The following is a 21,052-nucleotide window of genomic DNA, read 5'->3' on the forward strand; positions in this document are numbered from 1 at the left end:
CTCCAACGTTTCTTACGCCTGAGGAGCTGGTATGCCACCGGCATTGGTGCTGGATCTGGCGGCCGCTAGCTCGTGTTTCAGAGAGAGGCGGACGGTGGCGCCTCCTTTGGGATTATTGTAGGCTAGGGCTGTGCCGCCGTGCAGATCCATGACGAGCTTGGTGAGGGCTAGATTTAGGCCTAGGCCCCGATCTTGACCGATATCCTCGCGGATGAAGATCTTGAAGAGATTTCTCAGAACGGGTTCTGGGAAGCCTGTGCCTTGGTCGGACACCTCTATCGCCAGTTTCTCGTGGGCGCTGTGTGTGCGGATGGTGATTTCACCTCTTTGAGGCGAGTGCCGAACGGCGTTGTTGAGAATCTCGCGCACGCAGATGCTTAGAAGTTGGGAGTCAGCGAGAGTATGGGTATAGGGGCAGAGCTCGTAGTTTACGCTTTGCTGGTTTTGCTCCAGCTCGCTGGCGATGGTGGAGACGGCGTTTCTGATGAGTCTCGCTATATCTGTCTCCTGCAATTCGAGCTTATATCGCTTGGCTTTCAGGCTGGTGATGCGTTCGGCGAGCAATAGAAATTGCTCCAGGCGGTGCGTCGAGGACTCGACGATGGTCACAAGCTCTTTGTTCTGTGAAGTCGGCTCTTTGTCGGTGTTGATTTTTAGGAGTTGGGCCGCTCCACGGAGTCCATTGAGTGGGGTGCGCATCTCGTGGCTGATGATCCTGAGGAAGTCGTATTTGAGTTGATCGCTTTCACGGAGAGTGAAGTTGGCCTCCTCGAGGGCCTTGTTCTTATCGGAAAGTTCGTCGTTTAGGGCGCGGTTCATTTTCCGGAGGCCATAGACTTCGAGCGCTTGCTCGATGGTCTTGGAGAGCTTCTCGGTGTCCCAGGGTTTTCGCACGTATTTGAAGATGCTGGCTCGGTTGACGGCCTGTTGGATCGCGTCGATATCCGAGTAGGCAGTTACTAGGATGCGGCAAGGTCCGGGATTTATCTCACTGACACGCTCGAGGAACTGGACTCCGCTCATACCGGGCATGCGTTGGTCAGAGAGGACTAGGTCGACTTCTTCTTGCTCGAATAGGCGCAGTCCTTCCTCTGCATTTTCGGCGAGTAGGATATTGTAATCGCGGCGAAAGGTTATCCGGAAGGCGCTGAGGTTTCCTGGTTCGTCATCGACGTATAGAATTGTGAATCTCCTACTCATATTTGGTTTCGGCGGGATTGGCTACACTGCCGACTTGTTCTCGAAAGCTGCAGATGAGGTTGTTGCCACTTCTGCAATCAAAAACGAGGGCGAAATCTCAAAGGATAACGTATTCAGAAAAAATGACGCTATCGGATGCGGAGTCGGTCTAAGTGTCGGGTCACGGGCGATCTGCGTGCATCGGAAGAGGCATGGTTGCTGAATTGCCTTCTGCGAGAACGGTTGGCTTTTGCCACGCTTAGGTAAGTAGAGTTTGGATGATGGAATCACGGGACAGTAACGGTGTCGAAAGACACGTTAGTACAACTACTGATTCTCGCAAGTTCGAAGCCCGACGAGGCGAGAGTTCGTTCGTGGAAGTCGCTTGAGGTTTCCTAATAGCGGACAGTGCTAGCAGGAACGCTAATACTCAGAATGGCATAAGCTTATCTTTGTCGGGATGAATGATTTATGTCTGATTCCTAATTGACCCAATAAAGATAAGACATTACTCGTTTCGGCCTTCGTTAAGGGCGGTCCGTGTTTGGATAGTCCGAGAGCGATGTAATGACTAGCTATCCGATGAATATCCTCAACGCCCTATTCAAAACCTCGCTCGGCAAGAAAGTGATCATGGCGGTCACTGGCTTGGTCCTTGTCGGGTTCGTAATTGGCCACTTGGTCGGCAATCTGCAGGTTTTCTCCGCACCGGAGAAGATTAATGCCTACGCCCAGTTGCTGCAGTCCATGGGCCCTGCCCTTTGGGCGGTCCGAGCGTTTTTGCTCCTGATGGTCGCACTGCACATCTGGTCGGCGGTGGCTCTCGTCATCGAGAACAAGGCTGCCCGTGGTAAGAAGGGGTACGCAGACCAGAAAACCCTGCGGGCTTCATTCGCCTCTCGCACGATGAAGTGGAGCGGGTTGATCGTGCTAGCGTTTATTATCTACCACATCCTGCACTTCACTACGAAACAGGCGTATGGCCCAGAGTTGTTTTGGGTAGACCTCGACGGGGTGCGGGTGCTCGACGTTCACACCTTGATGGTGCTCGGTTTCCAAGATCCCCTGGTGTCTCTATTTTACATCGTGGCGATCGCCCTGCTATCGTTGCACATGAGCCACGGCATTTCGAGCATGTTCCAATCGATCGGACTTCGCACACGCACTTGGGCGGGGCCATTGAACAAGGTGGCGATCGCGATCTGCATCCTTTATTTCCTAGGAAACGCGGCCATCGTGGGAGCCTGCTACTTTGGATTTGTCGAGATCCGGAACGAGAACTTCCAGGCTAGTGCGGTGGAGCTCTGCACGCCGAATTGCCAAGTTTGTGAAACTCGCCTCGCGGCTAACAACTAGATTTTCCCTCCGATGAAATTAGATCCAAAGATACCATCCGGCCCGCTTGAAGGAAAGTGGGAGAAACACATAATGGAGGGCAAGCTCGTCAACCCTGCCAACAAGCGCAAGTACGACATTATCATGGTCGGCTCGGGCTTGGCAGGTTCTTCAGCCGCTGCAACTCTCGGCGAACTGGGATACAAGGTGAAGTGCTTCACTTTCCATGATAGCCCGCGTCGCGCTCACTCGATCGCCGCCCAAGGCGGTATCAACGCGGCCAAGAATTACCAGAACGATGGCGACAGCGTGTATCGACTTTTTTACGACACGATCAAGGGTGGCGACTTTCGCTCTCGCGAGGCGAACGTCTACCGCCTCGCTCAGGTCAGTGCCAACATCATCGACCAATGCGCCGCTCAAGGCGTGCCCTTCGCTCGTGAATACGGAGGCCTTCTCGCCAACCGCTCGTTCGGTGGCGCTCAGGTTTCTCGTACCTTCTATGCTCGCGGACAAACGGGCCAGCAGCTCTTGCTCGGCGCTTACTCCGCCCTCAGCCGCCAGGTCGGGCTCGGCACGGTAGAGCTTTGCGCGAACGAAGAGATGCTCGAGTTGGTAGTCGTCGACGGACACGCCAAGGGCATCATTACCCGAAATCTGAATACAGGCGAAATCTCCCGCCACTCCGCTCACGCGGTGGTGCTTGGCACTGGAGGTTACGGCAACGTATTCAATCTCTCGACCTACGCCCGCCAGTCTAACGTGACAGCAGCTTGGCGTGCCCACCGCAAAGGGGCAGCCTTCGCGAATCCGTGCTACACGCAGATTCACCCGACTTGTATTCCGGTTTCCGGCGACTATCAGTCGAAGCTCACCCTCATGTCCGAGTCGCTTCGCAACGACGGCCGCATCTGGGCTCCCAAGAAGAAGGGCGATAAACGTCCACCAAGCCAAATTCCCGAAGACGAGCGCGACTACTATCTAGAGCGCAAGTATCCAAGTTTCGGTAACTTGGCTCCGCGTGATATTTCCTCCCGTGCTGCCAAGGAAGCGTGCGACGACGGTCGTGGCGTTGGTGAAACAGGGCTCGGCGTGTATTTGGATTTCAGCGACGCAATCAAGCGTCTGGGAGCGGATACCATCAAGGAGCGCTACGGCAACCTCTTCGACATCTATAAGGAAATCACCGACGAGAGCGCTTACGACGTTCCGATGCGTATTTACCCTGCGGTTCACTACACTATGGGCGGTCTTTGGGTTGATTACAATCTGATGAGCAATCTCGAAGGTCTGTTCGTCATGGGTGAGGCGAACTTCTCCGATCACGGAGCGAACCGCTTGGGGGCTTCCGCTCTAATGCAAGGTCTCGCGGATGGTTACTTCGTGCTTCCGTATACGATTCCTCACTACCTCGCAAACCTGTCCGTCTCCTCTGCTCCGTCGACCGATGACCATGAGTTCGTCAAGGCCGAGGAAGCAGTCAAGGAGCGCACCGAGCAGCTGCTTGCCAATCAAGGCAAGCAATCGGTCAAGAGCTTTCACAAGCGTCTCGGCAACATCATGTGGGATCACTGTGGTATGGCTCGCACCAAAGAAAAGCTCGAAGAAGCGATCAAGCTTATCCCCGAACTCCGCAAAGAATTCTGGGAGGACGTACGTGTTCCGGGTGAAGGCAAGGAGCTCAACCAGTCGCTCGAGAGCGCGGGCCGTGTGGCGGATTTCCTAGAGCTCGGCGAGCTCATGTGCCGCGATGCTCTGACCCGCGAAGAGTCTTGCGGAGGTCACTTCCGTGAAGAGCACCAGTACGAAGACGGCGAAGCCAAGCGCGACGACGAGAACTTCGCTCACGTAGCGGCTTGGGAGTATAAGGGTGAGGGGCAAGAGCCGGTTCGCCACACCGAGGACCTCGTTTACGAATCAGTCAAGTTCGCCACCCGTAGCTACAAGTAAGCCAGCTAACAACAGAAGGAATTATTACCATGAACGTTAAACTACGCGTCTGGCGTCAAAAGAATAGCGAAACAGAGGGGCGCTTCGAAAACTACGAAGCTAAGGACCTCAACCCCAACATGTCCTTCCTGGAAATGTTGGATGTGGTGAACGAAGACCTCACCGATGCGGGCGATGAACCAATCGCCTTTGCCCACGACTGTCGCGAAGGAATTTGCGGCACTTGTTCTTGCATGATCGACGGCGAGCCTCATGGCCCTGAACAGGGAGTGGCGACCTGCCAGACCTACATGCGCAGCTTCAAGGAGGGAGACACCATTACGGTAGAGCCTTTCCGCGCGACGGCGTTTCCGATCGTCAAGGACCTGGTCACCGATCGGGCTGCGTTCGACAAGATTCAGCAAGCAGGCGGATTTGTCACTGTTCGTACAGGTGCCGCACCGGATGCTAATTCCGTTCCGATCGGCAAGGACGTAGCGGACCTCGCCATGGACGCAGCCTCGTGTATCGGATGCGGCGCTTGCGTGGCGGCATGTAAGAATGCTTCGGCCATGCTTTTCGTATCCGCGAAGGCAGGACAGCTCAACTTGCTTCCGCAAGGAAAGCCAGAGAAGGACAAGCGTGTGCTCAATATGGTGGCTGCCATGGACGAAGCTGGCTTCGGGAACTGTACCAACCAATACGAGTGTTCGGCGGCTTGCCCGAAGTTGATCTCTGAAGAGTTCATCTCCAAGCTGAACCGAGACTTCGTTTCTGCGACTCTGCGAAGCTCCTTTAAGGCAAAAGCTTTGTAGAACAGCGACGGCTTAACTCATTTCCAAAGACCGTGGCTTGAGGGCTGCGGTCTTTTTGTTGGTTCATCGCCGATCGTATCGGAGGATGAGAAAGCTCTCCTGCGGACCGGTCCCTCAGGAAAGTCTTGGGGGCTTTAAAAGAGCTCCAAGGCCTCGGCGCTTTCGTAGGCGATCCAGCCGCAAGCTATCAGGAAGCTCCAGATTGCCAATATGGCTACCGATTTTTTGAAGCGCTTGGTCTTATCATGGCGGTCGAGAGCCCGTTTGCGGAAGCCGCTTTGCTGCAAGAAGCTGACAAACTGCACATTTTTCACGCCGTCTCGCGTCTCGGTACGCTTAAGCATCGCATCCTCCCGGATGGGGGAGCGTCTTAGTCGTGATATGAGATAGTGCAACATGATGAACTTTTGTTAAGAACCGCTATACCATGAAAGACGGCATTTGTGAATAAGTGTTCAGTGCAAACTTCAATTTAAGCGCTTATACACAAGGATTTTCGGATAAAAAGGGCCGTTCTGTGCTTAGGTGGAATCGCTTTAACTCGCTATTGCCATGCGGAGGCACTGCCTTAGAACCGGATCCTGCATGAGCAAACCCCTGAAAATTTCCGTCTGTGGCGCTGGAGCTTGGGGCACTTCTGTGGCCTTGCATTGCGAACGCCAAGGACTCGCCACTACTCTGATGGCCCGCCGGCCTGAGCAAGCGGCAGCCATGGCGGCCGATCGTGAGAACAAGGATTACCTGCCTGGCTTCGCTTTTGGCGAAAACCTCGCTGTCACTTCCGATCTGGCGAAATCCCTTTTTGGAGCGGATGTCGTTTTCCTGGGAGCACCGTCGTACGCGCTTCGCGCCTGGTGCCAGCAAATAGCCGCTCTTAGGCCCGGTGTGCTGAAAGAAGACGTTCTCTTTGTCAGCCTTGCGAAAGGCTTAGAATTGGAAACGCGCCAGACGCCTTGCGGTATTGTAAAAGAAGAGCTACCGGGGGCTACCGTCGGGAGCCTTTCTGGGCCGACTTTCGCGGGTGAGGTAGCTGCGGGCAAGCCTACAGCGATGACGCTCGCCTTCGATGATTGCCAAGATGGAGACATCGAACGCCTACAAAATGCGATCAGCGGGCCAAACCTGCGCGTCTACGCGAGCCGGGATCTCAAGGGGGTGGAGCTGGGTGGCTGCCTAAAAAATGTTTATGCGATCGCGGCGGGTTGCTGCCAAGGGCTCAAGTTGGGCGATAACGCGTTGGCCTCGCTGCTCACGAGAGCCGTGGCTGAGATGGTACGCGTCGGGCAGGCGCTTGGTGCCAATCTGGAGACCTTTTATGGGCTGAGTGGTTTTGGCGACCTCGTGGCTACGTGCCACGGCGAGTGGAGTCGAAACCGTACCTTTGGCGAGATGATCGCCCGTGGACGCACGGCTGCCGACATCATTGCCCAGCAAAGAACGGCGGTCGAAGGCTACCGGACCGCCAAGGCGTTTCATAATGAGTGTCAGAGCAAAGGAATCGAGGCGCCGATCCTCGAGCAGGTTTACAAGATCTGCTACGAGTCGAAGCCGCCACTGCAGGCTTTGAGCGACTTGATGAGCCGCGACCTAAAGAAGGAGTAGGAAATTCTGAGGGCTCGCCTTTTTCAAGGGAAACACTACGCTAGTTCTCGTGCCTGAATCCTCCTCTAAGCGTGTCTGGTCATGGGCCTGTTTCGATTTCGCCAACTCGGCGTTCGGAACCTTGGTCCTGACCTTTGTATTCAATACTTACTTCACCACGGTTATCGCCCCAGACCAGAATACGGGGACGACACTTTGGGGTAATACGGTTGCGATCGCTTCGCTCACTATTGCCCTGCTGTCTCCGATGCTGGGCGCGGCGGCGGATGCCTTCGGCTGGAAAAAACGCTTCCTCGCGGCGACTACCCTGCTGGCATGCCTGGCGATCGGGGCTCTCTATTTTCCCATGAAGGGAGACGTGAAGATGGCGCTTTGGTTCTTCGGGATCGCTCTGGTGGCGACTGAGCTCTCGATCGTTTTCAACAATGCCTTCTTGACGGAGATCGCTCCTAAGGAGAAGCACGGCAAGGTATCGGGCCAGGCCTTCGCCTTGGGATACGCGGGTGGACTCATCTGCTTGTTCATCGCTTTGGCTGGTTTCCTTTCGGACAATTCTGATCCTTGGTTTGGGTTGAGCAAGGAGGGCCAACAGCATGTGCGGGCGACCAATGTACTGGTGGCGGTGTGGTTCGCCGTATTTAGTATTCCGATACTTTTGTGGGTGAAGGAAAAGAAAGCAACTCAGCACCCCGATGGCTTCCTGCGGGTGGCGAGGCAATCGTTTCGCCGGCTCGGTGAAACGTTTCGCCATATCCGCGAGTACCGGCAGCTTTTTTGGATGCTGGTGGCGCGTCTCTTCTACAATGACGGCTTGGTGGCGATCTTTTCCTTTGGGGGAATCTATGCGACGATTGTATTCGGATTTACCTTTCAGGACCTGATGATTTTCGGAATCGCTTTGAACGTATGTTCTGGAGTGGGATCGCTGGTTTTCAGCTTCATGGAAGACAAAATCGGCAGTCGGATTACCATCGTAATTTCTTTGATCGGACTCGTTTTGCCGACGACCGCTGCGTTGTTCATCACTACGAAAGCCGCGTTCTGGGTGTGCGCGGTGGTGATCGGAATCTTCCTCGGGCCCAACCAATCAGCGAGTCGTGCGTTCCTGAGCCGTCTGACCCCGGAGGACAAGGCCAACGAGTTTTTTGGCTTCTTCGCCTTTTCGGGCAAAGCGACAGCGTTTCTGGGACCGCTGCTTTATGGCCAACTGGTGGGTATCTTCGATTCCCAGCGGGCGGGCATGGCGGTAATCCCTGTTCTGATGATCGTCGGCATGGTTATCTTTTTGGTGAAGACGCGCGATGTAGCTTAAGCGTCTGGTTCGTCGGTCAGGGTTCCCATGGCTCTCGCCCGCTTTTCCCAACGTTCGCGGGCGAGGAGACGCATGTCTACTTCCGAGTCTGATTCGTCGACGATTTCCAAGCCAATTAAGGTCTCGATCAGGTCCTCCATCGTCACGAGTCCGCTGGTTCCGCCGTACTCGTCGACGACGATAGCGATCTGCTCGTGACTGCGAAGGAGCTCGTCGAAAAGCTTGGCGAGCGTGTCGTATTCGGACACGAGTCGGATCGGGCGCTTAAGTTCGCCAACAGTCGCTTTTGGTTTTTCGTTGGCGACAGACTGAAGCAGGTCAGTCTTGATGACGTAGCCAGTTATGTTGTCCTTGTTGTCCGAATACACCGGGATGCGTGTGAAACGCATGATGTCAGGTTGGGTGACGACTTCGCTGCAAGAACTGTCTTCAGATAGGCTGCCGAGAACGGTGCGAGGGGTCATGATATTTTCGACGCGGAGGTCTCGGAAGCGAATGAGGCTGCGGATCATCTGGGATTCGCGTTCTGCGAGTACGCCTTCCGACTTTCCGATTTGCGCGATTGATACGATTTCGTCGCGACTAACGCTGGCGTGCGGCTCGCCTCTGGACCGCAGCAACGCGGTGATTTGTTTCGAGAGGGCAACGATGGGGTAGGTGCCGATGACGATGGCGTGGCACGTGTACGTGGTTAGCGGGGCGAGTGATCGCCAATTTTGGGCCCCGAGTGTTTTTGGGATGATTTCCGAGAAGATAAGGATCAAGAGGGTAAGGATGGCTGAGATGATACCGAAGTAGGCTTCGCCGAAAACGGCCACCGCTTGGGATCCGACACCCGCGGCGCCCACTGTATGAGCAATGGTATTGAGGGTGAGAATGGCAGCCAGCGATTGGTCGATGTCCCGCTTGAGGAGGGAGAGTCGTTTGCCGTAGCGAGCTCCGCTCTTCTCCGCTTGGCGGACGAATGAGGGAGGCATAGAGAGGAGCGCAGCCTCTAGGATAGAGCATAAAAAGGAAACGCCGAGTGAGAGCAAGAGATAGGCAAATAGAGCGATCACGATGATTTGGTCTGTAGAGGCTTAGACGGTGTTTCGCAACGTTAAGAGGTATTGTGATAGGGTGTATTATTCTAGAGTTGATGAGCGGAGGAGGGGGCGAGTAGCTTGGTAAGGTGAGGAAGTTGGAATCGAACTGGAAGCGTCCGTGCGTGTTGATTATCGAGGACGAACCGAGTATAGCTGACAATATTCGCTTTGGCTTGGGCAAGGAAGGTTTCGAAAACGAGTGGGTGTCCACGGGAGTCGAAGGATTGCGGAAGATTGCCGAAAACGAATACGTGTTGGTGATCTTGGATGTGGGCCTCCCGGATACGACGGGCTTCGAGGTCTGCAAGCAGATCCGCAGCTTTTCTCAAGTACCGATTATATTTCTGACAGCTCGAAACGAAGAGATAGATCGTATCCTTGGCCTTGAGATCGGGGGAGACGACTATGTGTGCAAGCCCTTCAGCGTGCGGGAGTTGGTAGCGAGGGTTCGGGTAATCCTGCGTCGCGGGACCTCGCTGGAGGCAGACGGAGAGACCGCAGGAAAGGAGCTGGGACCCTTCCGGTTGGATGGCGAGCGGTACCAAATATCGATCTCGGAAAGCCCGCTCAACCTCACGCGTTACGAATATAGGATGTTGAAGGTGTTACTAGAGCGCCCGGGGCGCGTGCTGACACGGGAGCAATTGATGTATCAGGTTTGGGAGGAGCCTGAGGCAAGTGGTGAGCGCACGGTGGATGCCCATGTAAAGTCGATCCGAGCTAAGCTAAGAGAGGCGTCACCGGGGAATGAATACATCGTAACGCATCGTGGGATTGGATACTCGATGCAGTATTGAAAGCTCGTTCCTAAGGCCTCGAATAATAAGATGAAGTCGCTTTGGAGAATTCTGACGAATCCTGACTTACGTGGGCCGCTCTGGCTACGCTTGCCGAAGAAGCTGATTTCGATTCGGGCGAGCATATTGTTGGTCTATCTCCTGGTGGTTGGCGGCGGTTTTTATGCGATCATGTCCACTATGACGCAGGAGATCCAGCCACGCTATCTGGAGTCGATGGAGGAATCGCTGGTGGATACGGCAAACATCCTGGCGGCTCAGCTGGAACACACTGCTGAAAGAGAGGGTCTCTCGGCGGACACGATCGCTCAAATATTCGAACGCGCCTACGAGCGGCGTTTCGAAGCGCAGATTTACACCCTGAGAAAAGAGTCGGTGGACTTGGAAGTCTATTTGACCGATGCCGCAGGGAAAGTGTTGTTCGACTCGTCCGACAAAACGAACGAGGGAAAAGATTTCTCGCAATGGATCGACGTGTCTCGAACCTTGGAAGGGCAGTACGGGGCACGGGCGACGTGGACATCGCGAAACGGGGAGAAAGCGCTTGTCCTTTATGTGGCAGCTCCGGTTCGACTCGACGGACGTATCCAGGGCGTGGTGACGGTAGGGAAGCCGACTTCCTATGTTAACGAACTAATTTCGCGAGCAGAGGACCGGTTCGAGCTCTATGTCGTGATTGCTGGGGTGGCGGTACTGCTGCTCGGGGCGGTGCTTTCGGTTTGGCTGACCCAACCGATCAAGCGACTCATCGCCTATGCCAATGCCTTGCGGGATGGACGCAAGGCCCAGTATCCACGGCTTTTTGGTATCGAAGCGAACGAGTTGGGACGGGCTTTCGAGGAGATGCGGGTGGCCCTGGAGGGGAAGCAATATGTGGAGCGCTATGTGCAGAGTTTGACTCACCAGTTGAAGTCACCGATTTCAGGGATCAGTGGCGCGGCAGAATTGCTTGAGGGCGGCATGGAGGAAGCCGAGCGGATAAAGTTTTTGGCTAATGTTCGGCGTGAGTCGGAGCGATTGAGACGGATTGTGGACCGGATGTTGGACCTCGCCTCGGTCGAGGCGCGGCGGGCTCTGCAGAACGTGGAGTCGATAGACTTGGCTGAATTGGTGGAGGAGATTGTGGAAACCTTGGAGCCTCGGTTTCGTCAGGAAAGCGTCGCTGTTTCGATTCAACGATCAGGGGCGGAGTCGATCCGTGGGGAACGGTTCTTGGTTCGACAGGCAATTCAAAATATTTTGCAAAACTCACTCGATTTCTCGCCGACAGGTTCGAGCGTCTCTGTAATTATCGAAAAGCATTCGGTCTGCGTAGAGGACGAGGGGCCGGGAATTCCGGATTACGCTTTGTCCAAGGTGACGGAACGGTTTTATTCCTTGGTCCGACCTAAGACGGGAGAGAAGAGCAGCGGAGTGGGCCTAAGTTTCGTGAAGGAAATCATGGGCCTGCACGAAGGGACACTGCGGGTCGAAAACCGTGGGCCGGGTGGCGTGCGGGTGGTTTTGGGATTTCCTTGAGTCGACCGGCTCCACAGGCCCGTTAAAGTTCATCAACTGCGAGTGAGTATCTAGTCTGTTTATTATCTTCCACATAGGAGTGGATTTCACAGAGAGATCACCTTCGTTTCACAAAAGGTGCGCAGAGGTGGTTTAGCTTAGATGGCAATGAATTGCATCTCTTCTATTCCATCTCGTCACTTGCTCGCTCTATTTTGTCATATCGCTCTGCTCTGCGCTTTGGCCTCTGTTGGCAGAGGCCAGGACGGTTTGGAGACAGAGGTACCCTACTTCAAGGTGGAGGGAGCGTTCGGATCTGTCGATTGTCTGCCGTTGAAGAGTGTGGATACCAGTATCGAAATCGTGGGTACGCTGGCTCAGGTCGAGTTGGTTCAGATATATGCGAACACAGGAAGCGAAGCGATTGAGGCGGTTTACGTATTTCCTGGATCGACTCGTTCCGCAGTTACTGCTTTGACAATGCGAGTTGGCGACCGGGTGGTCGATGCCGAGATCCAGGAAAAGTCTCAGGCTCGGCGGACTTACGAAATGGCAAAGGCCGAGGGGAAGACGACTAGTTTACTCGAGCAGAATCGGCCTAATGTTTTTAAAATGAATCTGGCCAATATCCAGCCGGGCGACGTGGTGGAGGTGACACTTAAGTACGCAGAGTGGATACGACGTGAAAAGGACGAATACGCGTTCGAATTGCCCTTAGCTGTAGGATCGCGTTATACGGAGAAAGAGGAAGCTTCGGCTGAGAATCCCCTCCTAGCAGGAGGGAACCTGGAGGTAGTGAAATATGGAATCAGGGCACGTATCCGCTCGGCTGTTTCTATCGAGCAAGCTGTCTGCGACTCGCATGACGCTTTGCCAGTCTTCGAAAATGCTCGCACGGTACATGTGGAGCTGGATGGCGATGCGGAGTCAGTGGGTAATCGTGACTTTCGTATACGGTATCAAGTATCTGGTGACGAGATTAAGTCGGGTGTTTGGGTGAGCGAAAGTGGAGGAGAGAAGTATTTTATGGCGAGTTTGGAACCGCCAGTGGGGAGAATGAGAGGACGGCTTCCAAGAGAATATTTTTTTGTAGTCGACGTTTCGGGTTCGATGCACGGATTTCCGTTGAACACGGCGAAGGCGATGATGGAAGCCTTGGTGGCTCGACTTGAGGAAACGGATCGATTTAATTTAATCTTATTTGCGGGTGAGTCGGATACCTTTGCTCCAGAGCCTGTTCCGGCGACCGTGGAAAACTTGCTAGCGGCGGTGGAATTTCTTTACGACACGCGGGGAAGCGGCGGTACTCGATTGCTGCAGGCGTTGAAGACAGTCTACGGTACTCCGCGGGATCCAGCTTTTAGCAGAAATATTGTAGTGCTGACCGATGGATATGTGACGGTAGAAGATCGCGTCTTCGATTTAATTCGTTCTCGGCTGGATGAAGCGAATGTTTTTGCATGCGGAATTGGCTCTGCTCCGAACCGATTCTTAATTGAAGGCATAGCTAAGGTCGGGCAAGGGGAACCGTTTTTTGTGGGTGATCCGAAAGAGACTGGTCGAGTCGCGAATTTGTTTTCTGAATACGTTAGTGAGCCTATTCTTACGGAACTAGCAGTGACGTTCGATGGCATGGAGGTTTTTGAGGTGGAGCCCATATCCTTGCCGGACTTATTGGCGGAGCGACCTATGGTGGTTTTTGGTAAGTTTGCGGGAGACTTGTCCGGCAAGATTGTTCTTTCAGCACGGGCAGGTGATTCTGGGTACAAGGAGACCACAAACTTGTCGGATGCGGTGAATTTGGCAGAGTCTCGTTCGCTCGAGTATGTTTGGGCTCGGGAGCGGATTCGCCGCATTTCCGATTATAACGGCTTGTGGCCTAGTGAGGAAAGGAGGCAGAAAATCACCAAGCTAGGTCTGAAACATTCCTTGCTCACCAAATACACTTCGTTCGTCGCGGTGGACAAGGTGATAAGGAGCGATGGTAACGGCTTGCAGACAGTTTCGCAGCCGTTGCCCATTCCCGAGGGTATGGCGCAGAGTATCGGAGGAAGCTCGGTACCGGTGACACCTGAGCCTGAGATGTGGGCCTTGATGGGTCTAGTCCTTGTAGCAGTTAGTTGGATACTTCTTCGACGTGGTATTTAAAGATTCTGTAGTACGGAGCATCAGCCCGCGACACCGATGGTTCGATCTGAGGAAGCTGATGCGGGCTAAAGCCTCGCATTACGGGATCGTCCTATTTCTCCTACTCGCGAGTTGGCCTTCCGTTCGTTGGTACGGAGCACGCATGTTGGATGGTTCAGATGAACCTTGGGGCGTGCTTGCTTTGGCGACGGGGTTCGGGTTCTCGTTTCTAGGTGTTCGTCAGTGTTTTGCGTTTTGGCGGTATTTGGTAGCGGCTATGTTGATGCTGCTTCCGCTTGTGAGTGGAGTGTTTATGACGCCGCTAATACAGTCGCTTTTTGTCGCGCTATCCTTAGCGTCCTTGTTAGTAGATCGACGGTGCTGGGTCGGCCACGTGGGCTTGTTTGTTCTGGCCTTGCCATTGATCTCCTCATTGCAGTTTTACGGTGGATTTCCGTTACGGTGGGTGATCGGAAAAGCGAGCTCGGCGTTGCTGGGCGTTTTAGGATTTGGCGTGGAAGCACAAGGCACGATGTTGCACTGGCGAGGTGAGGTAGTCGCAATCGACGCTCCTTGCAGTGGGGTACAGATGCTTTGGAGTTCGGTGTTCTTGGCGTGCTTGATGATCTGTATTCACAAACCCAATTTTAGAGGTTCGCTGTTGGTCCTTCAGGTAGCCGGTGTGAGTGCCTTTTTGGGAAACGTTTTGAGAAATGTTCTCTTATTTTTCCTAGAATCGGGTGTTTGGAATATCGGTAAATGGGGGCACGATCCGATAGGGCTGATCGTGTTTGCCATGGTTCTGGCAGCCATCGTTTGGGTGGGAGGTAGAGTAAAAGGTGGCGCCGCTCCCTCTAAATCAATCTTGGTCCGAACCTCATTGGATAGAGTCGGACCGCCAACTTGCTTGGTATTGGTGTTAGGCTGTGTCGGGTTTTCCAATATCGAATCGGCTCGAAGGCTTCCAGAGGGAACGATTGCGAGTGCCGACATCTTAGATTCGATTCAGGAAGATCTGTATCGGGAAGGCTGGTACGAGATTCCATTGGAGCCAAGGGCAGTAGAATATGCGAAGGGGTTTCCCGGTAAAATTGAACTTTACGGAAGGGACGAGCGTCGCTTGGCGGTGCGAGTGATTGATAGGGCTACGCGGCGATACCACCTTTCTGCAGATTGTTATCGAGCAATTGGATACGACACGGAGCCGATGCCAATCTTCATGGCGGTGGACGGTTCCTTGTGGGGACGTGTTATGGCGACGCGTGATGGGGAGTGCCTGGAGGTACGGGAGCGGGTGGTTTCCCAGGATGGTCAGGCTTGGACGGATCCGTCGAGTTGGTTTTGGTCAGCAATGATGGGTCGGTCGGAGGGTCCATGGGTAGGCTATGCCGAGACGGTGCCCGTCAAAAGGGGAGCGTTTTGAGGTTCGCGGGCGCTTGACCTACGGGAATGGCTGAGACAGTTTTGGAGCGTTCCTCCTTCTTGTTTGATGCCTGAAGTCTCCCTCCAGCCTTATACTGCCTGTCCGCGATGTGACTTGCCTATGGAGGTTCCGGTTCTGGCGGAGCGCGAGGAGGCCTGCTGCCCTCGCTGCCGGACTACGATAGCGAAACGCTTCAAAGGGGGTTGGGCTCGAGTGGTTGTTTTTTCGTCGTTAGCGCTGATTGCGTTGTTTGTCTCGCTGGCATTCAGTTATTTATCGCTGAGGGGTGCGGGTGGACAATCGTCCTCAACGGTAGTCGGTGTGGCCTGGGCGTTGATTCTGGAAAGGCCTTTGCTGGGAGTTTTAGTAGGGCTGTTTTTCGTTGGTAGTCCGATGCTGCAATGCCTTGCGATCTTTGGATTGTCGGTCGCTTTTTTGAGAGGGAATCCCAGTTTACGCTGGAAGCGGGTGGCGAGCTTGATCGAGCATCTGCATCCATGGTGTATGGCAGACGTTTTTTTGGTGGGAACACTGGTGAGTCTGATCAAGGTAGCTTCCCTTGCTGAGGTGAGTTTTGGGGTCTCGTTTTGGAGTTTCGTGGTCTTTGTTGTCTATCTTATCGCTGCGTATTCGAGTTTGGATACGAAGCGGGTGATTTTTTCCTTACATCAATATGTCGACTGATCGGGTAGAAATAGTAACGAGGCGCGCTGCGGCGGAAGGTGCATGCTTGTGTCTCCACTGCGGTACTTTGAACAAACTTGGATCGGCGTCTCGTTGCGAATTGTGCTCATCTAAAATTGAGCCGCGCAGGCATAACAGCCTGCAGCGTACCTTGGCGTGGTTGGTTACGGCAGTGGTTCTATACCTACCGGCAAACCTTCTGCCGATCATGAGGACGAGCTACCTTGGGTCCCCCACGGAAAGCACAATCGTAGGAGGGGTTATTCAACTCTGGCATCACCAATCCTATCTGCCGGCGGGTATAATTTTCTTAGCGAGCGTGATCGTTCCGGTGGCAAAGATCCTATCGTTGTTTTGGCTGTGTTGGATCAGTTCCGGGGGATATCGAATAAGCCGCTCGCAGCATAGCAAGTTGTATGCTTTGACAGAGCTTTTGGGTCGATGGTCCATGATCGATATTTGCGTGGTAGCTGTATTGGTTGCGTTGGTACAGTTTGGGGGACTATTGAAGATAGAGTCAGGACCTGCCGGTTTGGCATTTGCCGGAGTTGTAATCAGTACGATGTTGGCGGCCCATGCGTTTGACTCCCGTTTGATTTGGGATGCTGTTGCGAAAAGGAGAGAGGAAGAGATGAATCATGGATAAGGCGGAAGTCAGGAAGCAAAGGCGAATTTCGTCGATATGGATAATACCCGGTCTCGCCCTCTTGTTGGGTGCGTGGATGCTTTTGAACGCGGTGGTTAATGCGGATCCAGTTGTCGAAATACGCTTCGATACGGCGGACGGGATCGAAGCTGGGCGCACCAAGGTGAAGACGCGTAGCATCGAAATTGGACTAGTGGAAAATGTGCGTTTGAGCGACGACAACAAGTCTGTGGTGGTATCGCTACGCATCAAACGAACAGCGGCTTCTCTCCTGAGAGAGGACAGTAGATTTTGGGTAGCCCGCCCGCGTATCGGTCTTGGCGGTATTTCAGGGATGGGGACGATATTGTCCGGTGCGTACATTGTATTGCAGCCGGGAGAAAGCGACGAAGGCTGGAGCGAGTTCGTGGGACTCGAAGCTCCGCCAGCGACTCCTCCTTCAGCGAAGGGTCTGCGGATAAGCTTGTTCAGCGAGGATTCGGGCGCGATAAATTGCGGAGATCCGATCCTCTATCGTGGGCGTCGGGTGGGACAGGTCGACGCGACTGAGTTCGAATTCGAAAACAATCGGTTTCGCTACGAAGTTTTTGTTGAAGCGCCTTTTGACGCGTTGGTCACTTCGCCGACCCGTTTCTGGAAAGCCAGCGCGGTCGAGCTGAAAGCGGATTCGGATGGCATATCAATCAATGCTGACTCGATGGAGTCGATCTTGGCGGGGGGAGTCGCTTTTGATCTGCCAGAGGGCAGGGTGGCAGGTGCTGAGGTGTCGGACGGAGACTCTTTTTGGCTGTACGAGTCCAAGGATGACATCGACCGCTTCCCATACCGCCACTATGCCCAGTACTTGCTTTTCTTTAATGATTCGGTTCGCGGTTTGAAAGTCGGGGCACCTGTCGAATACCGCGGGATCCAAGTGGGGCACGTCGAAGATGTATCCTTTTCCTACTTACGGGGCACTAATTTTTTCGGGACGGAGGAAGTGCCAGTGCCTGCTTTGATCCGGATTTTTCCCGGGCACTTTCAATTGGACGATTCGCCGGAGGGATTGGCACAAATGAAGGAGCTAGTGGAGCAACACATTGACTCTGGCTTACGGGCAGCTTTGCAGAGGGGCAGCTTGCTGACAGGGAACCTCTTTGTAGGCTTGGACTTTTATGAGCAGGGCGACGATGTGCATGCGGATTCCGGAGTCGATTGGGAGTACGAGGTTTTTCCAACTCAGTCGGTCGGATTAGAGCAGATCGAGCGTAGGATTGTAGGGATTCTCAATACCGTTGATTCTCTACCTTTAAAGGCTCTTACAGTGGAAGTCAGGGAGGCAATTGCTCACGCCCGTGAGATGTTCGATAATTCGAGAGGCTTGATTGGTAATCTGGATACATTACTTTCTAGTGAAGGAGCCCTAACCCTTCCCCACTCTTTTCGAAAAACCTTGGATGCAGTTGAATCTGCGGTTTCTGGGCTCTCGCCAGATTCGCAAATGTACGGAGAACTGGAGGCAAGTTTCAGAAGCTTGAATGCGGCCCTTTCTGACTTGCAGCGTTTGGCCCAAAAGCTCGAGCGCCAACCCAATGCCATCTTATTCTCGAAGCCGTCGAAGCCAGACCCTGAACCCAAGGCCGCGAAATGAACGATCTGCAATTGAGTAAAACGAAACGAGCCATTCGGGCCGTCTTGATGTGGGTCGGGGTGGTCGTCCTCGTTGGCTGCCAATCTCGACCCGCAGCCGAGGTGCATTATTATCTGCTCCAGCCGTCGGTAAATGACCTTCCTCGAGAGTTTGTCGAAGTAGCGAACATTGAACTCCCGGCTTACCTCAAGAGCTCGAGTGTTATGCTAGGTGTATCCGATAATGAGATACGTCCAGCTCAGTATCATCTATGGAGTGAGCCAATGGAAGAAGGGATGCGACGCGTTTTGGAAGCGGAATTGGTTTCTCGTCTGAAGTATGTGGATCGAGAGGTTGTTCCGATGAAAATTGATTTAAAGGTAGAGCTTTTTCACGCGACGGCATCGGGCCGAGTGATCCTCAAGGGAGTTTGGCGTATACGGGGAGACGATGCGCAAAGAAGTGCTTTTTCCATCCAGATGGGAATTGGAGAAGGTGGCTATCCTGCCGCAGTACGAGCTCATGTGAGCGCTTTGGCATCCTTGACCGATGAGATCGCAAAGTCGCTTTAGCCATTTTTTTAGCCACCCCTGCTTGGAAGCTTAGTGAGGGGCGTGGCTTCAGTGGTATTGGGTTGAGCGATTCCGCAGCGAGTTGCGGATCGACCTTAACTCGCTTGAGGGGCCGCTTGGGTTTGGGCGTCGGCTAGGGAATTTGCGGTGCCTACCAGGAGAAGTTGATCACCTACTTGCAATGTTTCGTCGGGGTTGGGCGGGCTTGGAGGCTGTTCCCCTCGGCGAAAAGCAACCACTTGTACGCCAATAAGGCGCGGCCACTTGAGGGTGCGTAGCGTAGCCCCGATAGTGGGGGAGCCTGGTTCCAGCGTAAGAGAGCTTAAAATAGCATCGTTGAAGTCGATGGCATCGCTGTCGTCATCGGGAGATTCGCTGAGGATTTTGCGGAGAGATTGCAGCTCTTCTCGAGAGCCAGTTGCGAAGATGTGGTCGCCGGGAAAAAGGTGGGTATTGGGGCCGACGGTCGGCAAGTAGTAGCCGTGTCGTTCGATGCTCACGATGGTGGCTCCGCAGCGTTTGCGGAGGCCAAGCTCGCCTATGCTCTTTCCCGCTTGGGCGGAATCCCCGAGAACCCAGTCTTCAAGACGTACGCCCCAGTCGGAACCCGCTTGCTGAAGGGTGCGGGCTCCTCGCTCGAGCGGGGTTTCTTGGTTGACGGCACTGTGGATGGCGAATTCTGCGTCGCTTTGCAACCGAACGATGAGGCGCCAGCCAAAGAAGAGGGCTATGCAGACGGTGATACCGGCGGCGGCTAGGAGTACGGGTGTGTCTAGGCTGATGGGTAGGAAGTTGGCTATCCAAAGGGCGAGGCCTGACAGGCCGAGACCGCGCATGAGCACGATAACCGTTTGACGAAAAGCTTTACGGTTGCGTAGCCCGTGGGAAACCGATTCGCCGACAATGGAAGCGATGGCGTTTACGTTGCGGAAGAGGGCTAGGGCGGGGGCCAGTACGAACAGGGCTGTGGCACTCCAGTAGATCCAGCTGTAGTGATTTTTCCAATGCGGTTTATCCTGGCTGAGAAAGTCGTGTAAGGGTTCGCTGAATACGAGTAGTGCAGTGACGAAGACGAGCCATCCTCCGATTTGCCAGAGGCGTGGCCCGACGATGCGCCAGAGGAGGCTCTTGTCTTGGCGCTGCCCAACCTTTTGCCAAAGGCGCTGGTAGGCGGGCAGGATGGGGAGCTTGTGCAAAGGTAAGAAGCGGATGATGTTCTCGCGTTTAGAGAGAATGAGCGGGGATAGGATCGTGGTGGCAAAGGAGATTCCCACGGCGGCGATTTGGAAGTTTTCACCGATGGCCCCAGCGGCAATGCCTATGCCGGCGATCACGAAGGAGAATTCGCCCACGGGGGTTAAGGACATACCGGCTTTCAGGGCGTCTTCTGGATCTTCGGCTACCAGCAGGAGTGAGAAGGTTGCAGCGGTCCAGCGTAAGACCAGGGCTAACGCTACGCCTAGGGCTATGAGGCCTAGGGCGGAAGGTAGCTGGGTGATATCGACGGCCATGCCGATGGCGACGAAGAAGACGGCTACAAACATGTCGCGCAGTCCTGAGAAGCTTTCGTTAAAGAGGCGGACTTTGGGGGTTTCGGCGATGATCATGCCGCAGAGGAAGGCACCAAGGGCAAGTGAGTATCCTGCCCAAAGCGTAAGGAAAGCCATGCTGAAGAGCAGGCCGAGGGCGACAAGACTCTCCAGCTCACGGTTGTTTTCGCCACCCTTGCTAAGGTGCCTAAGGAGGCGAGGAACGAGGACGAGTCCGGGGATTAGAATAAGGCTGGCGAAGCCGAGGAGCATGCCCACCTTGCCCAGCATACTGGTCCAGTCTCCGCTGGCCGCAGGGTCGAGGGAGGTGTAGGCTCCGAGGAAGGCGAGCAGCACGATGGCGACCATGTCTTCGCAGAGCGTCATCCCCAGGGCAAGTTGTCCGAAGCGACGATGTGTGAGGCCGTTTTCCTGCAGGGTTTTTCCAATGACTGCGGAGCTGCTAACCATAAGCATCGCAGCGAGGAAGAGGGATTCGGCGGCGCTGAACCCCAATCGACCGCCGATGAAACGGGTGAGTGAGAGTACTAGCATGGCGGTCGAAAAGGTGGCGATGAGGACGCCGATGCCTAATTGCTTAAAGCGTTGGAGCCGGAAGCCCATGCCGATGGAGAACATGATGAATACCAAACCGACTTGCGAGAGAAGCTGGATGCGGAGGGTATCCGTGACGTAAGGGAATGTGATTTGAGGCGTGCCGACGATGATGCCGGCGAGTAGGTAGCCTACGATGGAGGACAATCCGATCTTGCGGCAGACCCAACTTGCGATCGCGGCGGAGACGAGTACGACAGCGAAGTCTTGGATCAGGTAAATTGGCAGCTGGTTGGAAAGTTCCATGGGGAGGAGTCGTGGTACAGAAGGGTGAATAGATTCAATAAACGTCTACG

17 protein-coding genes are annotated in these 21,052 nt (G+C 54.3%); 13 read left to right on the plus strand and 4 right to left on the minus strand.

The window, feature by feature from the left end:
- Positions 1-12: 12 nt before the first annotated feature.
- Positions 13-1,200 carry a hybrid sensor histidine kinase/response regulator gene (locus QEH53_RS13330; protein WP_309023701.1) on the minus strand — a complete coding sequence of 396 codons (1,188 nt, stop codon included), beginning with the start codon at positions 1,198-1,200 and terminating at the stop codon, positions 13-15.
- Positions 1,201-1,761: 561 nt separating this feature from the next.
- Here QEH53_RS13330 and QEH53_RS13335 point away from each other — a divergent pair.
- Genes QEH53_RS13335 through QEH53_RS13345 form a run of 3 tightly spaced genes read left to right on the plus strand, consistent with a single transcriptional unit; the run spans position 1,762 to position 5,258 of the window.
- Positions 1,762-2,535 carry a succinate dehydrogenase cytochrome b subunit gene (locus QEH53_RS13335; protein WP_309023702.1) on the plus strand — a complete coding sequence of 258 codons (774 nt, stop codon included), beginning with the start codon at positions 1,762-1,764 and terminating at the stop codon, positions 2,533-2,535.
- A 12-nt stretch (positions 2,536-2,547) separates the two neighbouring features.
- Positions 2,548-4,464, plus strand: a complete 1,917-nt coding sequence (locus QEH53_RS13340; RefSeq protein ID WP_309023703.1) for a fumarate reductase/succinate dehydrogenase flavoprotein subunit — start codon at positions 2,548-2,550, stop codon at positions 4,462-4,464.
- Between the two features lie 29 nt (positions 4,465-4,493).
- The gene (locus QEH53_RS13345) at positions 4,494-5,258 is read left to right on the plus strand and encodes a succinate dehydrogenase/fumarate reductase iron-sulfur subunit (RefSeq protein WP_309023704.1); all 765 of its coding nucleotides are present in this window, start codon (positions 4,494-4,496) and stop codon (positions 5,256-5,258) included.
- Positions 5,259-5,392: 134 nt separating this feature from the next.
- Here the strand turns inward: QEH53_RS13345 and QEH53_RS13350 are convergent, their stop codons facing one another.
- Positions 5,393-5,656 carry a hypothetical protein gene (locus tag QEH53_RS13350; RefSeq protein ID WP_309023705.1) on the minus strand — a complete coding sequence of 88 codons (264 nt, stop codon included), beginning with the start codon at positions 5,654-5,656 and terminating at the stop codon, positions 5,393-5,395.
- Between the two features lie 187 nt (positions 5,657-5,843).
- On the opposite strand from QEH53_RS13350, the gene QEH53_RS13355 reads away from it, so the two are divergent.
- Positions 5,844-6,860 (plus strand): NAD(P)H-dependent glycerol-3-phosphate dehydrogenase, encoded by a 1,017-nt coding sequence (locus QEH53_RS13355; RefSeq protein WP_309023706.1) that lies wholly within the window; start codon positions 5,844-5,846, stop codon positions 6,858-6,860.
- 49 nt (positions 6,861-6,909) lie between these two features.
- Positions 6,910-8,172, plus strand: a complete 1,263-nt coding sequence (locus tag QEH53_RS13360; protein ID WP_309023707.1) for an MFS transporter — start codon at positions 6,910-6,912, stop codon at positions 8,170-8,172.
- Here QEH53_RS13360 and QEH53_RS13365 read toward each other — a convergent pair.
- Entirely contained in the window at positions 8,169-9,230 is a 1,062-nt protein-coding gene (locus QEH53_RS13365; RefSeq protein ID WP_309023708.1) for a hemolysin family protein, read from the minus strand. The genes QEH53_RS13360 and QEH53_RS13365 overlap by 4 nt on opposite strands.
- A 113-nt stretch (positions 9,231-9,343) precedes the next feature.
- Between QEH53_RS13365 and creB the strand changes: the two genes are divergently transcribed.
- The 8 genes from creB to QEH53_RS13400 all read left to right on the plus strand — a co-directional run bounded on the left by creB (position 9,344) and on the right by QEH53_RS13400 (position 18,612).
- Positions 9,344-10,054 (plus strand): two-component system response regulator CreB, encoded by a 711-nt coding sequence (creB, locus tag QEH53_RS13370; protein WP_309023709.1) that lies wholly within the window; start codon positions 9,344-9,346, stop codon positions 10,052-10,054.
- Between the two features lie 30 nt (positions 10,055-10,084).
- A complete protein-coding gene (gene creC, locus QEH53_RS13375; protein ID WP_309023710.1) occupies positions 10,085-11,572 on the plus strand; it encodes a two-component system sensor histidine kinase CreC in 1,488 nt (495 codons plus the stop codon).
- Positions 11,573-11,719: 147 nt separating this feature from the next.
- Positions 11,720-13,699: a VIT domain-containing protein gene (locus tag QEH53_RS13380; protein WP_309023711.1), complete on the plus strand. Its 1,980-nt coding sequence runs from the start codon at positions 11,720-11,722 to the stop codon at positions 13,697-13,699.
- 58 nt (positions 13,700-13,757) lie between these two features.
- Entirely contained in the window at positions 13,758-15,101 is a 1,344-nt protein-coding gene (locus tag QEH53_RS13385) for an archaeosortase/exosortase family protein (RefSeq protein ID WP_309023712.1), read from the plus strand.
- Between the two features lie 213 nt (positions 15,102-15,314).
- The gene (locus QEH53_RS13390) at positions 15,315-15,785 is read left to right on the plus strand and encodes a paraquat-inducible protein A (protein WP_309023713.1); all 471 of its coding nucleotides are present in this window, start codon (positions 15,315-15,317) and stop codon (positions 15,783-15,785) included.
- Positions 15,775-16,431, plus strand: a complete 657-nt coding sequence (locus QEH53_RS24190; RefSeq protein ID WP_345785719.1) for a paraquat-inducible protein A — start codon at positions 15,775-15,777, stop codon at positions 16,429-16,431. Before QEH53_RS13390 ends, QEH53_RS24190 begins: the two co-directional genes overlap by 11 nt.
- A complete protein-coding gene (pqiB, locus tag QEH53_RS13395) occupies positions 16,424-18,061 on the plus strand; it encodes an intermembrane transport protein PqiB (RefSeq protein WP_309023714.1) in 1,638 nt (545 codons plus the stop codon). The genes QEH53_RS24190 and pqiB overlap by 8 nt, the downstream gene beginning before the upstream one ends.
- Positions 18,058-18,612: a PqiC family protein gene (locus QEH53_RS13400; RefSeq protein ID WP_309023715.1), complete on the plus strand. Its 555-nt coding sequence runs from the start codon at positions 18,058-18,060 to the stop codon at positions 18,610-18,612. The genes pqiB and QEH53_RS13400 overlap by 4 nt, the downstream gene beginning before the upstream one ends.
- Positions 18,613-18,707: 95 nt before the next feature.
- Here QEH53_RS13400 and QEH53_RS13405 read toward each other — a convergent pair whose 3' ends face one another.
- Entirely contained in the window at positions 18,708-21,002 is a 2,295-nt protein-coding gene (locus QEH53_RS13405) for a cation:proton antiporter (protein ID WP_309023716.1), read from the minus strand.
- Between the last annotated feature and the right edge of the window lie 50 nt (positions 21,003-21,052).

Source organism: Pelagicoccus sp. SDUM812002 (assembly GCF_031127835.1).
Classification (GTDB): Bacteria; Verrucomicrobiota; Verrucomicrobiia; order Opitutales; family Opitutaceae; genus Pelagicoccus.